This window comes from Stenotrophomonas sp. GW821-FHT09E08 (assembly GCF_059416125.1).
In genome coordinates this window covers 346,486-362,481 of record NZ_JBWKOO010000002.1, presented here as the reverse complement: position 1 = coordinate 362,481, position 15,996 = coordinate 346,486, and the positions used below count along the sequence as shown (strand labels likewise).

Below are 15,996 nucleotides of genomic sequence, written 5' to 3'. Positions count from 1 at the left end.
GCGCGAGTTCTGGCTTGGGGAATGGAAATGCTTCATCGACTGGTTCCTTGCTCGCCGCCCTGCCCGCGTCACGCCGGCAGCTTGAAGTCGGCGACCGAACGACGCAGGTCGGCCGCCAGCTGCGCGAGGTGGCCGATCGATTCGGCGGTCTGTCCGGCACCCTGCGAGGTCTGGCCGGTGATCTGCCGGATCACGCCCATGGTGCGGGTGATGTCCGAGGCCGCAGCCGACTGCTGCTGGGCAGCGATGGAGATGTTCTTGATGAGGTTGTTCAAGGCGTTGGACACGCGCTCGATCTCGGTCAATGCGGTGCCGGCGTCTTCGGCCAGGCGTGCACCGGACACCACTTCGGCGGTGGTCTGTTCCATCGAGGTGACCGCTTCGTTGGTATCGGCCTGAATCGCCTGCACCAGGTTTTCGATGCGTCGGGTCGCACCCGAAGTGCGTTCTGCCAGGCGCTGCACTTCGTCGGCCACCACGGCAAAACCGCGGCCGGCTTCACCTGCAGAGGCCGCCTGCACGGCGGCATTCAGCGCCAGGATGTTGGTCTGCTCGGAGATGTCGTTGATCAGTTCCACGATCGAACCGATCTCCTGCGAGGATTCACCCAGGCGCTTGATGCGCTTGGAGGTTTCCTGGATCTGGTCACGGATCTGGTCCATGCCCTGGATGGTCTCGCGGACCACGCCGGCACCCTCGGCAGCGATCACCACCGAGCGCTGTGCCACGTCGGCCGATTCGGCCGAGTTGCGCGACACCTGCTCGATGCTCGCCGCGATTTCGCCGATGCGGTCCGACGCCGAGGTGATCTGGTTGGCCTGATGGCCGGCCGCTTCTGCCAGCTGCATGGCGGTAGCCTGGGTTTCCTGGGTGGACAGCGCGACCTTGGCCGAGGTGTCGTTGATGGTGGTCACCAGGTGGCGCAGCTCGTCGACCGCGTAATTGATTGCGTCGGCGATGGCGCCGGTCATGTCCTCGGTCACCGAGGCCTTCACCGTCAGGTCGCCCTCACCGAGCGAGGAGATTTCGTCCAGCAGCCGCATGATCGCCTGCTGGTTGCGGCTGTTGAACTCCACCTGGGTCTGGTAGCGCAGTTCCTGCTCGCGCGAGCGGCTGCGCACGTTGGTGGAGACGAAGCCGATGATTGCGATCAGCGACAGCGCACCGGACACCACGCCGATCCAGAAATTGGGGAACAGGCGGGTATCGGACACCGAGCCGAATGAGGAGAACGCTTCGAACAGCTTGCGGCTGTCGTCCAGCATGTGTGCCGAGCCCTGGCCCAGCGCAGTGGCGGCGGACTGTGCGGCGAACAGCTGGCGCGAGCTGGCCAGGATCGCATCGGCGTCCTGCTTCATCGCTTCCCACTTCTGCTGCGACTGCTCCAGCGCAGCGACGGCGGCAGCGCCACGCACGGCGGTGATGCCCAGTTCCTCGTTGCCATTGCGCAGGCCATCGAGCACCTGCGAGAACACGGTGATGTCACGTGCCAGCGCATCGCCCGCAGTGGCCGCACCACTGCCACCGGCCCGCATTTCGGTCACGCGACGGGCCATCGAACCGGCCACCACCACCTGCTGCAGCGCGCTGTACACCTGCGCCGACGGCGCGCCGGAGGCGGACATCGCACGCACCAGTTCATTCAGCTGGGCCTGCAGGCCCGGTACCGCGCCGCTGAAGTTGTTGGCGTTGCCAGCCAGGGCCAGCACCGCCGGCTCACTGGCGACCAGCTGCCCGGCCTGCTTGCCCAGCGGCGCCCAGGTTTCACCCAGCGTGGAGATCGCGCCGGACACGCCCGGCTCCTTGCCGTAGCGCCCCTGCAGGGTCGATACGTTCTGTTCGATCGCGTTGCGGGTAGCCTTGAAGGCGGTGAACGCCTGCGCGTTGCCGCCCACCGCATCACGGCCCTGGTTGGCCAGCTGCTGCGACAGTACCTGCAGGTCGGCGGCCTTGGAGCCTGCATCGGCCAAGCGGCTGCCCTGCCAGGTGGCGACGCCGGTGTTGACACCGAACAGGATCATCGATGCCAGCAACAGGAACAGCCAGAGGTTGCTGCCGCCCAGCCGCAGCTTGCCGGTCTTGGTGGCGTCCGAAGCAGTACTCATCGTTCAACCTCGTTCTTCAATGCAGGGGGCAACGCCCGGCCTCAGGCCGCGGCTTGCCGGAATTCAGGGGTGCGCGACAGCAGCGAGAGCGAGAACACGCCCCAGTCCTGGCCGTCGGCATGGAAGGCGCGGTCGACAAAATGGCCATAACGCCCATCAGCCAGTGCACCGGCCTCGATCTGCTGGGCCAGTTCAAAGCTGCGCTGGCCGAACAATTCATCGATGGTCAGCGCGACGTCGCCGCCGGCCTGGCGCATGATCAGCACGCGTTGGCCTTCCTGCTGCACGGTGCGCGTGCCTTCCAGGAAATACTTCAGGTCGACCACCGGGAACAGGTTGCCGCGCAGATTGCCTACGCCCAGCAACCACGGTTGCGCGCACGGCACCGGGGTCACCGGCGGCATCGGCACGATTTCCACCACTTCGCGGAAATCGGACACCAGCCGGCGCTGGCCGACGCGATAGCCCACGCCGCGCCACAGGTCCTGGGCGAACTGCCGTTCGGGCAGCTGCACCGCATGGGCCAGGCTGCGCCGTTCGTAGGCTTCAAGAATGTCGAAGGGCGAGCGCATCAGGCCACCAGTTCATTGATCCGCGCGATCAGTTCATCCTCGCGCGGCGGCTTGACGATGTAGTCGGCCGCGCCCTGGCGCAGGCCCCAGGCCTTGTCGGTTTCCATCGCCTTGGTGCTGACGATGATCACCGGGATGTGCTTGATCGCGGCGTCGCGGGCCATCGCACGGGTCGCCTGGAAACCGCTCATGCCGGGCAGCACCACGTCCATCAGCACCAGTTGCGGCGATTGGTCGCGGACCAGCTGCAGTCCATCCTCGGCGTTGTCCGCTTCCAGCACTTCGTGGCCGGCACGGCGCAGCCACTGGGTGAACACCGCGCGGTCGGTCGGTGAATCCTCGATCAGGACGATACGAGCCATTGTGCCTTTCCCCCCTGGTCAGGCGTTGACGTATGTGCGGATGGCACCCAGCAGTTCTTCACGTGTAAAGGGCTTGGTCAGGTATTGCTCCGAGCCGACAATGCGCCCCCGCGCCTTGTCGAACAGCCCATCCTTGGACGACAGCATGATGACCGGGGTCGCCTTGAACAGCTGGTTTCCCTTGATCAGCGCACAGGTCTGGTAGCCATCCAGGCGCGGCATCATGATGTCGACGAAGATGATCTGCGGTTGCTGGTCTGCGATCTTGGCAAGCGCTTCGAAACCGTCGGTGGCCGTGACCACCTCGCAGCCTTCGCGCTTGAGCAGCGTTTCCGCAGTCCTGCGGATGGTCTTCGAATCATCGATGACCATCACCCGGAGTCCTGCGAGTTCCCCGCCCGCAGTCGTGTTTTCAGTCATTGCCTATCCCCAAGCGCACGGCCCGATCTCTGGCGGGGGCCGCTACGAAAGCGTATCTATATCGCACTTCCCGCGCCCGCTTCAAGGCCAGCCCACCACGCGGGGCGCGACGCCCTGCTGAACGTGACCGGTTTCGCAATGACTGCGCCGCCGGACGGACGCTGCGTTGCAGTACGGTGGGGAGGCGCGCGGCCGGTGTTGCCGCTACCATCAACGCCTTGCCTGACAGGTGCGACCATGCCGTTGAACGTCATCGTGGTGATGGACCCCATCGCCCACATCAAGATCGCCAAGGACACCACCTTCGCCATGCTGCTGGAAGCCCAGCGACGCGGCCATGCCCTGCACTACGTGCGCCCGGGCGGCCTGGCGCTGGAAGGCGGCGTGGCGGTTGCCCAGACCGCGCCGCTGCAGGTGCGCGACGACCCGGCCGGCTGGTACGAGCTGGGCGCGTTCAGCCGTACCGAATTCGGCCCGGGCCAGATCGTACTGATGCGCAAGGACCCGCCGGTCGACGCCGAGTACATCTACGACACCCAGGTGCTGGACGTGGCTGCGGCTGCTGGCGCCTGCGTCGTCAACAACCCGCAGGGCCTGCGCGACTACAACGAGAAGCTGGCCGCCCTGCTGTTCCCGCAGTGCTGCCCGCCGACCCTGGTCAGCCGCGACGCCAAGGCGCTGAAGGCGTTTGCCCTGGAACACGGCCAAGCCGTGCTGAAGCCGCTGGACGGCATGGGCGGCCGCTCGATCTTCCGCAGCGGCCAGGGCGATCCGAACCTGAACGTGATCCTGGAAACGCTGACCGACGGTGGCCACAGGATGGCGCTGGCGCAGAAGTTCATCCCTGACATCACCGCCGGCGACAAGCGCATCCTGCTGGTCGATGGCGAGCCGGTGGACTACTGCCTGGCGCGCATTCCGCAGGGGGATGAGTTCCGCGGCAACCTGGCCGCTGGCGGCCGCGGCGAAGGCCGCCCGCTGAGCGAGCGCGACCGTTGGATCGCCGCGCAGGTCGGCCCGGAGATGAAGCGTCGTGGCATGCGTTTCGTCGGCCTGGACGTGATCGGCGATTACCTGACCGAGGTCAATGTGACCAGCCCGACCTGCGTACGCGAACTCGACGCGCAGTACGGCCTGAACATCACCGGCACCCTGTTCGACGCGATTGAGGCCGGCCTGCGCTGATGCCCCCCGCACCTGCCGTTCTGCCCCCGCCCCCGCGCGAAGCGCAACGGCTGGGGGCGACCATCGCGCTGTCGGTGCTGGTCCACGCCCTGCTGATCCTGGGCGTGGGCTTTGCCGTGAAGGGCGATGCGCCGCTGGTGCCGACGCTGGAAGTGATCTTCAGCCAGACCCGCACCGCACTGACGCCCAAGCAGGCCGATTTCCTTGCCGCGGCCAGCCAGGAGGGCGGCGGCGAACACGACCGCGCACAGCGCCCGCGCGACAACCAGGCCGGCATCGTGCCGCAGGCCCAATCCGGGTTGAGCCCTGTGCCGCAACAGCAGCAATCGGCCGCGCCCGTGCCACCGCCGCAGGCGCGGGTGGTCAGCAGCCGCAATGGCGAGGACACAGTGATGCAGGCGCAATCGCGCCCCACCCCGCTGGAGCCGACGCCGGATGCACCGATGACCGCGCGCGAACAGCGTGATGCGGAAATGGCGCGCCTGGCAGCGGAAGTGCACCTGCGTTCTGCGCAGTACGCCAAGCGCCCGAACCGCAAATTCGTCTCCGCCAGTACGCACGAATATGCCTATGCCAATTACCTTCGCGCGTGGGTCGACCGCGCCGAGCAGGTGGGCAACCTGAACTATCCGGACGAGGCGCGGCAGCGCCGTCTCGGCGGCCAGGTGGTGATCAGCGTGGGCGTGCGCCGCGATGGCAGCGTGGAAAGCAGCCGCATCCTGCGTTCGAGCGGGACGCCATTGCTGGATGAGGCAGCGCTGCGAGTGGTGCAGCTGGCACAGCCGTTCCCGCCGCTGCCGAAGACCGAGGACGAGATCGATATCCTGCAGGTCACGCGTACGTGGGTGTTCCTGCCGGGCGGCGCCCTGCGCGACGACCGGTAGGGGTTTGTTGCCCGGGCCTGCGGCCCGGGACCCGCTGGAAGCAACGTCAACATCAACGGCAACAGCAGCGGTCAGGATGCTGGGCTTGGCGGGGCATCATCGCTGTTGGTAGGTGTCGACCTTGGTCGACACGGTAGATCCACGCCATGTGTGGATGCGAGCGAAGCGATCCGCTTTTGATTTTGATTTTCTTTTTTTATTTTCCGTGGCGGCCGCACACGGGAACTATCCGTGGCCGGGCGGGTGGGCTGCGCAGGGGCGTGAGCCGCATGGATGCGGCGACCAAGCTTACATGGACGTACTTGCAGCGCCCCCTGCGCAGCCCACCCGCCCGGCCGAACCACGGCTTTTGATTTACGCGGCCAACCCCGCCACGAGGGGCTCAGCCGTTGGCCTTCGCCTTCGCTTCGCGCGCGGCCTGCTGCTCGACCAGGGTCAATGCCACGTTGTCGCGAAGGTATGCCGGCTCCACCTTCTCCGGCGCAATGGCTTCGCCACGTGCGAAGGCCGGCACCGCCAGCGTCAGCAGATCCGACGCGCGCGGCAGTGCAGTGGCATCGAATCCGCGCAGGCCAGCACCGAGCTGCGCCACCAGTGCGCCCTCGGCCGCACCGAAACCGGTGCCGACACCGTAGGCAGCCAGCCCTTCCGGCAATGCCACCGCATCGGGTGCGCACACGCGTTCGGCATCGCGTGCCACCGGCAGGCCGTCCACGCGCTCGAAGCGCCCGACATACAGCTCGCCCATGCGCGCATCAATTGCCGACAGGATCTGGATCTCTTCGGCCGGCGCACGCAGCGCCAGCACCTGCAGCGTCGAGACCGGCAGCAGCGGCCGGTCCAGCGCCAGCGCGATGCCCTGCGCAATGGCAATCGCCAGACGCACGCCGGTGAACGCACCGGGGCCACGGCTGAGCGCGATGCCATCAAGCTGGCGGCGGCTGATGCCGGCTTCGGCCAGCAGCGCCTCGGCCCATGGAAGGCTCAGTTCGGCATGCCGGCGCGGGGCGATCTCGAAACGTTCCAGCACCTGCCCATCCACATGCAGGGCTACGGAACAGGCTTCGGTGGCGGTTTCAAAGGCGAGCAGTTTCATCGGATCAGGTCAGAACAGGGGGAACGTGGCGCCGGGTGCCGGGTGCGGGCCTGCCGCAACAGCGGACGGAGCAGCAGCATCATCGGCCACGGGTGCCCATTGTGGCGTAAAGAAGGCCTGCACATCGGCCAGGCTGCGGGTACGCCGGAACGGCGGCAGCGAATCGAGGAAAACCCGGCCATAGCCCCGGTTGAGCAGGCGCGGGTCGCACAGCACCAGCACGCCACGGTCGCTCTCGCTGCGGATCAGGCGGCCGACGCCCTGCTTCAGTGCGATCACGGCCTGTGGCAACTGCTCGTCGCGGAACGGGTTGCCACCCTGGCTGCGGATCGCCTCCAGCCGCGCCTCGTACACTGGGTCGTCGGGCGCAGCGAAGGGCAACTTGTCGATCATCACCACGCTCAGCGCTTCGCCGACCACGTCCACGCCCTCGCGGAAGCTGGCCGAGCCGAGCAGCACGCCGTTGCCGGATTCGCGGAAGCGCTGCAGCAGCGTCGCGCGTGGTGCCTCGCCCTGCACGAACAACGGCCATGGCCCGTCGCGCAACGCCTCGGCCGCCTCACGCAGGGCGCGATGCGAAGCGAATAGCAGGAAGGCCCGGCCCTGCGACGCCTGCAACACCGGCCGCAGGGTATGGATCAGCGCGGTACCAAAACCGCGCGCGGCCGGATCGGGCAGGCCCTCGGGCAGATAACACAGTGCCTGCTCGGGCCAGTTGAACGGACTCGGCTGCACCAGCGTGTGCGGATCGTCCAGACCCAGGCGGGTGGCGATGTGATCGAAACCACCGCCAACGGTCAGCGTCGCCGAAGTGAAGATCCACGCAGCTCGGCTGCGCTCGCGATGCTCACGTAACGGGCCGGACACATCCATCGGCGTGCGCTGGCAGCGGAAACCACGCGGCGTAAGCTCGTACCAGAGCACGTCGGCCGCACTGCTCGCTTCAGACGGATCGGTGTCGAAATCGAGAGTGGGTTCGTCATCGCCCAACCAGCGGCTGAGCCGCGAGACCGCCTCGCGCGCCCGTGCATGGCAGGCATCCAGGCCGGCCGCCGCTTCGCGCAATGGCTGCAGCGACTGCTCCAGCATCATCAGGCCGGACATCACCGTATCGAAGCCGTCACGCACCTGCGGCATTGCCAATGCGCGCCACTGCGTGCCACGTGATGGCAGCCCTTCCATCGCCGAACGCAACGCCAGCAGCGCCTGCTGCAGCTGATCGACCGGCTCCTGCAGCGCCGACTGCGCGCCACCCACACCACGAGCCTCCGCCAGGCAATCGCGGCCCAGTTCCTGCCATGGGCGCATGCCGAAACCTTCGCCGAAGAACTGCGCAGCCAACTCCGGCAACTGGTGCGCCTCGTCGATGACAAAGGCCTGCGCCCCCGGCAGCAGTTCACCGAATCCCTCCTGCTTCAGTGCCAGGTCGGCCAGCAGCAGGTGATGGTTGACCACCACCACGTCGGCGGCCTGCGCGCGTTGCCGCGCGCGCACCACGAAGCAGTCATCCCAGAACGGGCAATCGGTGCCCAGGCAGTTGTCGACGGTAGATGTAACGATCGGCAGCAATGGGGAGTCGTCGGCCAACCCGTCGAGCTCGGCGATGTCGCCGAACTCCGAGCGACCGGACCAGGCCAGGATGCGCTGGAACTGCGCCGCCTGTTCGGGGCTGGAAAAACGCGGCTCGCCGCGCGCCTGCTGCAGGCGATAGCGGCACAGGTAATTCGCACGCCCCTTCAGCAGCGCACTGCGCAGGCCGACGCCCAGCGCCTGGCGCACGCGCGGCAGATCGCGGTGGTAGAGCTGGTCCTGCAGCGCACGGGTGCCGGTGGAGATGATGGTACGCAGCCCGGACAGCAGCACCGGCACCAGATAGGCGAAGGTCTTGCCGGTGCCGGTACCGGCCTCGGCCAGCAACAGATCACGCTGCTGCAGCGCGTCGGCGATGGCTTCGGTCAGGCGCAGCTGTGCGGGACGCGGGACGAAGGCATCCAGGTGCGAGGCGAGCGCGCCGCCGTCGCTGAGGGCTTCGCGGCTGGCATGGACAAGGTCGGACATCAGAGGGAAAGGATACCCGGCCGGGCGCTGCCCGGCACCCGTTTCAAGCCGGGGCACAAGCAACGGCAACAGCGCCGTTCATGGCTCTGGGTTGTACTGGGGACTGGCGGGGGACTGTGGGTTTGCGGGGACGCCGTAAACCCGTCCTTGGGGGCTTGGCCGCGGCATCCATGCCGCGGACACCCCGCAAACCCACAGTCCCCCGCCTTCGACAGTTTCCCGGTGACGGAATGCAAAGGCAGAGCAGATGCGGTTGGTGTAACGGAGAAAGTGGAAGGGGTCGGATCCGTTTTCCTGCGGAAAACGGATCCGACCCCGCAGCGAGTGCGCGCAGCGCGCGACCCGCTTTTGATGTTTGATTTTCTTCTTGCCTGCGGCCCGCGCGATGTATGGCGGGCTGGGAGGGTGGGGCGTGCAGGACCGTTGGCGCCATGGATGGCGCCATCGAGCCCCCATGGATGGGTTTACGGCGTGTCCTGCACGCCCCACCCACCCGGCCCATCACCCACATCCATCAGTGCGCGCGCGCCGCAGAGGGGGCAGCGCCCGATGGAATGGAATACCTCAGTACCGCTTGATCCCCGGCACGGTGCAGCCTTCAATCTGCGCATGCGCGGACACCGCGTTTTCCTTCTCACCGCGCGCCAGACGCGATTGCTCGATCGTCGCCCAGTGGCGGCGGCACAGCGGCCCCGTCTTCGAGCCCAGATCAACAGCCTTGCGCGCGAACGTCTCCGCCTGTGCCCACTGGCCCTGCAGCAGCGCCAGTTCGGCTCGTTCCTGCAGCACCGCCGGATCGGCGGCCACGATTTCCAGCGCATGATCCAAGCTGCTGGCGGCACCGGCCAGGTCGTTGGCCTGGCGTTGCGCCTGCGCGGTCACCCGCAGGTCTTCCACCTGCGAATCACGCAGCGGCTGCACCGACAGTTCCTTGTCGTCCGGGCCTGCGGCGGCGTCGACTGCGGCCAGGCGCTGCGCCGGCGTCGTGGTATCCACCGGCTTGGCCGCCGGTGGCGGGCTGCTCACGCAGGCGGCCAGGGCCAGGCTGAGGCCGGTCAGGGCCAGGGGCTGCAGCAGGGATCGGATGTTCATCGGCATCATCGGCTCGGAGGAGGTGTGGCTGCGGCGGATGCCGCGGCAGGTTCAGCAGGCGGCTCGGGCTTTCGGTCCAGGCCGAACCAGCTGCGCCAGCCGCCGCCCTCACCTTCGGCCCCACCCTGCCCATCCGGCGACACCGCCGGCGCACACGGCGCATAGGCCGGTGCATAACCCACCACGAACGGGAAGCGACGCGCGCCCGGGCATCCATCGTCGGTGGTGTTCATGCCGGTGGCGGCCACCGACTGCCAATCCAGGCCCTTGTTGCTGACCTTCAGCGGTGCGCTTGGCAGGCGCTGGAAGATGCCCGACCAAACCCGCATCGCGCCGGTGGCACCGTACAGGCCGGCCTGTTCGTTCTGGTCGTTGCCCATCCAGATCACCGCCAGGTGGTCGCCGGTGTAACCGGCATACCAGCTGTCGCGGCCATCATTGGTGGTACCGGTCTTGCCCGCCGGCTGCAGGCGGCCCAGGCCATCGGCATTCAGTCGCTGCGCGGTACCGCTGGCAACCACCTGCTGCAGACCAATGCTGATCAGGTTGGCGGCAATGGAATCACCTTCCTGCGCTGGCGCTGGGGTCTTGTCATAGCGCTTGAGCAGCTTGCCCTGCGGATCGAGCACACCACGCACCGCATGCAACGGCTGGATCTCGCCACCCGAAGCCAGGAACTGGTACAGCTGCGCCATCGCGTAGGGGCTCTGGTCGGTCGAACCGAGGATCACCGCCGGGTTCGCCTCGGCCTTGATGCCGGCCAGCACGTGAATCAGCTGGGTCACGCGCTCGGGGCCGACCTGCATGCCAACGCGCACCGTGGCCTGGTTGTACGAATGGGCCAGCGCATCGATCAGGCGCACAGTGCCATGGCTGCGGTTGTCCGCGTTGCCGGGGTTCCAGTTGCGGCCGCGGCCGAGCTGCACGGTCACCGGCGAATCGTCGACCCAGCTGGCCAGCGAGTAGCGGTCCGGCTGTGCCAGCGCCAGCAGGTACACGAACGGCTTGAGCAGCGAGCCGACCGGGCGCTGTGCCTCGATGGCGCGGTTGAAGCCGACTTCGGAGACCTCGCGGCTGCCGATCACCGCCAGCACGTCGCCGTTGTGCACATCGGTCAGCACCATGCCGGCCTGCAGCTCGGGCCGGCGCTTGCTCTCCAGCGACTTGATGGTGCGGGTCACCGCGCCTTCGGCATAGGCCTGGGCGGACGGCGACATGCCGCTCATCACGCTCAGGCCGGCGCCCTGCAGTGCCGATTCCGGATAGTCATGGCCAAGCTGGCGACGGACCAGATCGACGTAGGCCGGGAAGCGGTTGGCAGCGACCAGGCCCGGAGTCTTGGGTACGCCGAGCGGCGCCTTGAGGGCGCGCTGGTACTCGGCATCGTCGATCAGAGTTGCCTCGTGCAGCTTGCCCAGCACGAAGTTGCGGCGATCCAGCGCGCGTTCCGGGTTGCGACGCGGATCGTAGAAGGAGGGGCCCTTGACCAGGCCGATCAGCAACGCGATCTGCTCGGTTTCCAGCGACGACAGGTCGCGGCCGAACCAGAATTCGGCGCCGGAGGACATGCCGTGGATGGCCTGGCTGCCGCGTTGGCCCAGGTACACCTGGTTGAGATAGGCCTCGAAGATGGTGCGCTTGTCGTAGCGCGCTTCCATGATCAGCGCGTACAGCACTTCGTTGAACTTGCGGGTGACCGTCTGTTCCTTGCCGATGCCGAGCAGGCCGCTGCGGGCCAGCTGCTGGGTCAGCGTGGACGCGCCCTGTCGGCTCTGGCCACCGGAGCGGATGGTTACCCACACCGCGCGCGCGATGCCGGACAGGTCGATGCCGTGGTGGCGGTTGAAGTCCTTGTCCTCAACCGCCTGCAGTCCGGTCACCAGCAGGTCCGGCGCTTCGTTCATGCGGATCAGGCGGCGCTCTTCCTGCTTCTGCCCGTACAACGTGGCGATGCGCGCCGGATCCAGGCGGGCGGCCTTCAGTGCCTTGCGCGAATCGGGATCACGCAGCGACGCGATGCTGCCACCGGACAGCGACAGTTCCACCCGCTTGGCAGCGACGTGGCCATCGACATCGTTGTAACCGCGGCTGGAGATGGTGAAACGCCCGCCCTGCACCGCATAGGTCGCCGGCTCCTTGCCCTGCCCGTCATCGCGGTAGGCGGAGGCGGCCAGCTCGGTCTTCAGGGTGGACGCGTCCATCGCCTTGCCCGGCGTGAGCACCAGCGGGCGGGCGTAGACCCGTGTCGGGATCTGCCAGCGCAGTTCGCCGAAGCGCTGGGTCACCTGCTGGTTCAGGTACAGCGTATAGGGAATCAGGAAACCCAATCCCAACGCGACCGCGGCCATGCTCCAGGTGATCAGGCGGCGCCGCCACAGGGGACCGTTGTCCTGCTGGTCGTCGTCGTCGAAATCGTCGATGTCGTCGGAATCGTAGCGTCGGGGCACGGGAATGCGAGAATGTAAGGTCTGGCGAGTCTACCCCAGCCACCGTGGCTGGCGGATTCTCCCGGGTTCCCCTGCTTAAGCTGGAGTTGCAACCGGATGGCGATGTCCCTGGCCGAGATCCGATACCTGATCAACCGCCTGTCGGGCTTGGCCCGGCGCAGCCTGGCCAGCCTGCGCACCCGCGGCTGGAGGGCCACCTGGCAGCGGATCCGGGTCCATGCCCAGCGTGCCGTCCCCGCCCCGCGTACTCCCTTGTACCTGCCACCCGCGGAGGCATTTGCCCCGTTCGCGGTGCCGTACAGCCCGGCGCCGGAGGTGAGCATCATCATCCCGGTCTACAACCACGTCGAGCACACCCTGGCCTGCCTTCGCGCCCTCGCCGCGCATCCACCGGCCGCCGCGTGCGAGATCCTGGTGGTGGACGACGGCAGCAGCGATGCGACCGCGCAATGGATGCCACAGGTGGCCGGCCTGCGCTACGAGGTCCGGGAGCGCAATGGCGGCTTCATCGAGGCCTGCAACGACGGCGTTTCGCGCGCGCGCGGCCGTTACGTCGTACTGCTCAACAACGATACCGTGCCGCAGCCGGGCTGGCTGGATGCACTGCGGGACACCTTCAGCAGTGTGCCCGACGCCGGCCTGGTCGGCAGCCAGCTGCTGTACCCGGACGGTCGCCTGCAGGAGTCCGGCGGGGTGATCTTCGCCGACGGCAGTGGCTGGAGCTATGGCCGCTTCGAGGCAGCCGACGACCCGCGTTTCGCCAGCCTGCGCGACGTGGACTACTGTTCAGGCGCCGCGCTGATGCTGGCGCGCACCGTGTGGCAGCAGCTCGGCGGCTTCGACACGCGCTACAAGCCGGCGTACTACGAAGATACCGACCTGGCCTTCCGCGTACGTGGGCAGGGCCTGCGCGTGCTGGTGCAGCCTGCCAGCCGGGTGATCCACGACGAGGGCACCAGCAATGGCACCGACACCGGCAGCGGGGTCAAGGCCTACCAGGTGCGCAACCAGGCGGTCTTCGCGGCGAAATGGGCGGCCAAGCTGGCAGGCCACCCCGCCGTGGGCACGGTGCCATCGCCGGCGCTGCTGCTGCGCGGTCGCCGCCAGGTACTGATCCTGGACGAGGAAGTACCGCAGCCGGATCGCGATTCCGCGTCACTGCGCCAGGTCAACCTGATCCGCCTGCTGCAGCAGGGCGGCGCCCACGTGGTGTTCGTGCCGACCCGGCGCGAGCACGGCGGCTCGGCCACCGAAGCGCTGCAGCGGATGGGCGTGGAGGTCTGGTACGCCCCCTTCCTGGAAGGCGTGGCCGGCTGGTTGCGCATGCATGGTGCACGTTTCGACGTGGCACTACTGGTCCGCCACCATGTCGCCCATGAATGCCTGCCGCTGCTGAAGCGCTATGCACCCCAGGCGCGCACCGTGTTCGATACGGTGGACCTGCATTACCTGCGCGAGCGCCGCGGCGCCGAAGTGGCCGGAGATGCCGGCTTACTGCGTGCCGCCGAACGCACCCGTGCGAGCGAGCTGGCCGTGATGCAGCAGTGCGATATCACCGTGCTGGTCAGTGCCGCCGAACGCGAGCAGCTGCAGGCCGATGCGCCAGCGGTACGGGTGGAATTGATTTCCAACCTGCACGATGTCGCCGGTGCCGGCAAACCGTTCGAACAGCGCCATGACCTGGTGTTTGTCGGCGGCTTCCGCCATCCGCCGAACCTGGATGCAATGGAGTGGTTCATCGGCGAAGTATTCGCCAGCATCCGCGCCCGCCTGCCCGAGGTACGGCTGCACTGCATCGGTGCCGCAACACCAGAGTCACTGCTGGCACTGGCCGCCCGCCAGCCTGGCGTGCAGATGCATGGCTTCGTCGAGGACATCACGCCCTACATGGACGGTGCACGCATCTCCGTCGCGCCACTGCGCTTCGGTGCCGGCGTGAAGGGCAAGATCAACCTCAGCATGGCCCATGGCCAGCCGGTGGTTGGCACCACGTGCGCGGTGGAGGGCATGCACCTGCGCGCCGGCCAGGATGTGCTGGTCGCTGACGATGCGGCCAGCTTTGCCGATGCAGTGGTCCGCCTCTACCAGGACCCGCGGTTGTGGCAACAGCTGTCCAATGCCGGCCTGGCCAACATTGCCGAGCACTTCTCGCTCGACGCCGCCCGCGCAACCGTACAGCGGGTGTTCTTCGCCTAGTCCACGTGCCCACCGGCACGGCGCAGGCGGTCTTCGAAGGCTGGCAGTTCGGCCAGATCCGGTTGCAGCAGCCGCGCCTGCTCTGCCGCATGCGCGGCAAACGACACATCACCACTGCCCAGCCGCTCGCTGCCGATCGCCAGCCAGCGCTGGGCCAGTCGCAGTCGTGCTGCAGGCAGGCTCGCCGCGGTTGGCGACAGTGTCTGCCAGGCCTGCAGGCAGGCGCCCGCGGCCTGCACGCGGTTCTGTCGCAGGTTGTCATCGAAGCAACGTCGGCTGGCCGGCAGCAGCCGCGCGGCAGCCGCTTTCACCCGGGCATCGCGCGGTGCCAGTGATTGCGCCTCACGCAGCGCATCGAACGCGCTGTGGCCCGGCGGGCTGATCCACTGACCAGCACGCTCGGCGCGTTCAACCCTGCGCAGGTGCTCGCGCAGTTGCCGCTCACGCTGCGCATTGCTGACGCTTGGCTGCTGCATTGCCTGCTGCGCCTGTTGCGCACGCTGCAGGCGCTGCGCCAGTTGCTGCCGCGCCGCCGGCGACGCCCCCAGTTCCTGCGCCAGCATGGCATCACGCTGTGCAGCTTCGAACTGGAAGTCGTCAGCCTGTTTCTGGCTGCGTGCCAGCACAGCCTGCAGCGACTGCTCACGGCCACGTTGAGCGTTGGGATCGTCGGGTGCGACGGCCAGCACGGCCAGGAACCCTTTCCCTGCAGCGTCCAGCTGCTGCCGCTGCAAGGCACGCTGGGCCTGCCGCAAGCGCTGGTCAACCGCCTGTGCCAACGCTTCCTGGCTGGCGGGCAGATCGGCATGGCCGGCATCGAACTGGCGTGCGCGCTGCACGATGCCAGCGGCCGCGGCCAGTTCACCGCGCCCGGCCAGTGTGCGCGCATGCTGCAATAGATCGCTCAGGGCATCCTCGCGCCCTTCCAGCGCCGGCAGGTTATCCGGCTGCACTGCCAGGATGCGTTGGAACAGAGGCAGTGCACTGCTGTCCCCGTCATCCAGGCGGCCGGCGGCAAAGGCATTGCGGGCCTGCGCCAGCAGCGCGCCGATACCTGCTCCGGCGCTGCGACGTGCCTGCAGCTGGCGCGCCACGGCATCGCCATCAGCCTGCGGCACCTGCAGCTCACGGGCCAGCGCCAGCGCCTGCACGCTGCCGTCCAGGTCATTGGCCTGCAGTTTGTCGCGGGCCTGCTGCAGCGCGGCGGCACCCGTACGGGCCAGGCCCTGGCGCGCCTGCGGACGGTCGCCATCCAGTGCCAGCACGGCCTGGTAGCGTTCGCGCGCACCACTGCCGTCGGTCGCGCTCAGTCGACCGGCCGCCAATGCGCGATCACCTTCGGCCAGCAGCTGCTCGATCTGCGGCTCGTCCCAGAACCAGTCGGCCAATGGCTTGCGCAGCAACACCAGCAGCACGAACACCGCCAGCGCGGCGACCAGTGCCCACCGCCAGACCCGGCGTGCATGGCGCGCCTGCAGCCACCACCAACGGCCTTCGCGGCGGACGCGGTCCAGCGCAGGATGTTCAGCGCCATGCGGGCGATGCGGAGGCTCGCGTTCCATGCGTGCAGGGTAGCCGG

Annotated in this window: 12 protein-coding genes; 3 read left to right on the top strand and 9 right to left on the bottom strand. The window is 67.8% G+C overall.

The features are described 5' to 3' along the window. Window positions 1-68: 68 nt before the first annotated feature. The 4 genes from AC07M7_RS04105 to pilG are packed head-to-tail and all read right to left on the bottom strand — an operon-like array spanning window position 69 to window position 3,459. On the bottom strand, window positions 69-2,105 hold the full coding sequence (locus AC07M7_RS04105) for a methyl-accepting chemotaxis protein (protein ID WP_253079656.1): 2,037 nt from the start codon (window positions 2,103-2,105) through the stop codon (window positions 69-71). Between the two features lie 41 nt (window positions 2,106-2,146). Continuing rightward, complete coding sequence (locus AC07M7_RS04100; RefSeq protein WP_006385330.1) at window positions 2,147-2,677, bottom strand: chemotaxis protein CheW; 531 nt, start codon at window positions 2,675-2,677, stop codon at window positions 2,147-2,149. Further along, the gene (locus AC07M7_RS04095; protein ID WP_006385332.1) at window positions 2,677-3,039 is read right to left on the bottom strand and encodes a response regulator transcription factor; all 363 of its coding nucleotides are present in this window, start codon (window positions 3,037-3,039) and stop codon (window positions 2,677-2,679) included. The genes AC07M7_RS04100 and AC07M7_RS04095 overlap by 1 nt, the downstream gene beginning before the upstream one ends. Window positions 3,040-3,057: 18 nt before the next feature. Next, window positions 3,058-3,459, bottom strand: a complete 402-nt coding sequence (gene pilG / locus AC07M7_RS04090) for a twitching motility response regulator PilG (protein WP_005418455.1) — start codon at window positions 3,457-3,459, stop codon at window positions 3,058-3,060. Window positions 3,460-3,696: 237 nt separating this feature from the next. Between pilG and gshB the strand changes: the two genes are divergently transcribed. Together gshB and AC07M7_RS04080 are read left to right on the top strand one after the other, a co-directional pair. Further along, on the top strand, window positions 3,697-4,644 hold the full coding sequence (gshB, locus tag AC07M7_RS04085) for a glutathione synthase (RefSeq protein WP_495206803.1): 948 nt from the start codon (window positions 3,697-3,699) through the stop codon (window positions 4,642-4,644). Beyond that, window positions 4,644-5,528, top strand: coding sequence for an energy transducer TonB family protein (locus tag AC07M7_RS04080; RefSeq protein WP_495206802.1), 885 nt, complete (start codon window positions 4,644-4,646; stop codon window positions 5,526-5,528). The genes gshB and AC07M7_RS04080 overlap by 1 nt, the downstream gene beginning before the upstream one ends. Window positions 5,529-5,910: 382 nt before the next feature. Here AC07M7_RS04080 and tsaB read toward each other — a convergent pair whose 3' ends face one another. The 4 genes from tsaB to mrcB all read right to left on the bottom strand — a co-directional run bounded on the left by tsaB (window position 5,911) and on the right by mrcB (window position 12,221). Continuing rightward, window positions 5,911-6,624 carry a tRNA (adenosine(37)-N6)-threonylcarbamoyltransferase complex dimerization subunit type 1 TsaB gene (gene tsaB / locus AC07M7_RS04075; protein WP_046986996.1) on the bottom strand — a complete coding sequence of 238 codons (714 nt, stop codon included), beginning with the start codon at window positions 6,622-6,624 and terminating at the stop codon, window positions 5,911-5,913. 9 nt (window positions 6,625-6,633) lie between these two features. Then, a complete protein-coding gene (yoaA, locus tag AC07M7_RS04070; RefSeq protein WP_495206801.1) occupies window positions 6,634-8,682 on the bottom strand; it encodes a DNA repair helicase YoaA in 2,049 nt (682 codons plus the stop codon). Between the two features lie 564 nt (window positions 8,683-9,246). Beyond that, window positions 9,247-9,783 (bottom strand): hypothetical protein, encoded by a 537-nt coding sequence (locus tag AC07M7_RS04065; RefSeq protein ID WP_046987840.1) that lies wholly within the window; start codon window positions 9,781-9,783, stop codon window positions 9,247-9,249. After that, the gene (mrcB, locus tag AC07M7_RS04060; RefSeq protein WP_253079768.1) at window positions 9,780-12,221 is read right to left on the bottom strand and encodes a penicillin-binding protein 1B; all 2,442 of its coding nucleotides are present in this window, start codon (window positions 12,219-12,221) and stop codon (window positions 9,780-9,782) included. Before mrcB ends, AC07M7_RS04065 begins: the two co-directional genes overlap by 4 nt. A gap of 96 nt (window positions 12,222-12,317) precedes the next feature. On the opposite strand from mrcB, the gene AC07M7_RS04055 reads away from it, so the two are divergent. Next, window positions 12,318-14,417 (top strand): glycosyltransferase, encoded by a 2,100-nt coding sequence (locus AC07M7_RS04055; protein ID WP_426355392.1) that lies wholly within the window; start codon window positions 12,318-12,320, stop codon window positions 14,415-14,417. On the opposite strand, the gene AC07M7_RS04050 is transcribed toward AC07M7_RS04055, so the two are convergent. Beyond that, complete coding sequence (locus AC07M7_RS04050) at window positions 14,414-15,979, bottom strand: hypothetical protein (RefSeq protein WP_482998715.1); 1,566 nt, start codon at window positions 15,977-15,979, stop codon at window positions 14,414-14,416. The two genes, AC07M7_RS04055 and AC07M7_RS04050, sit on opposite strands and share 4 nt — an antisense overlap. Window positions 15,980-15,996 lie beyond the last annotated feature (17 nt).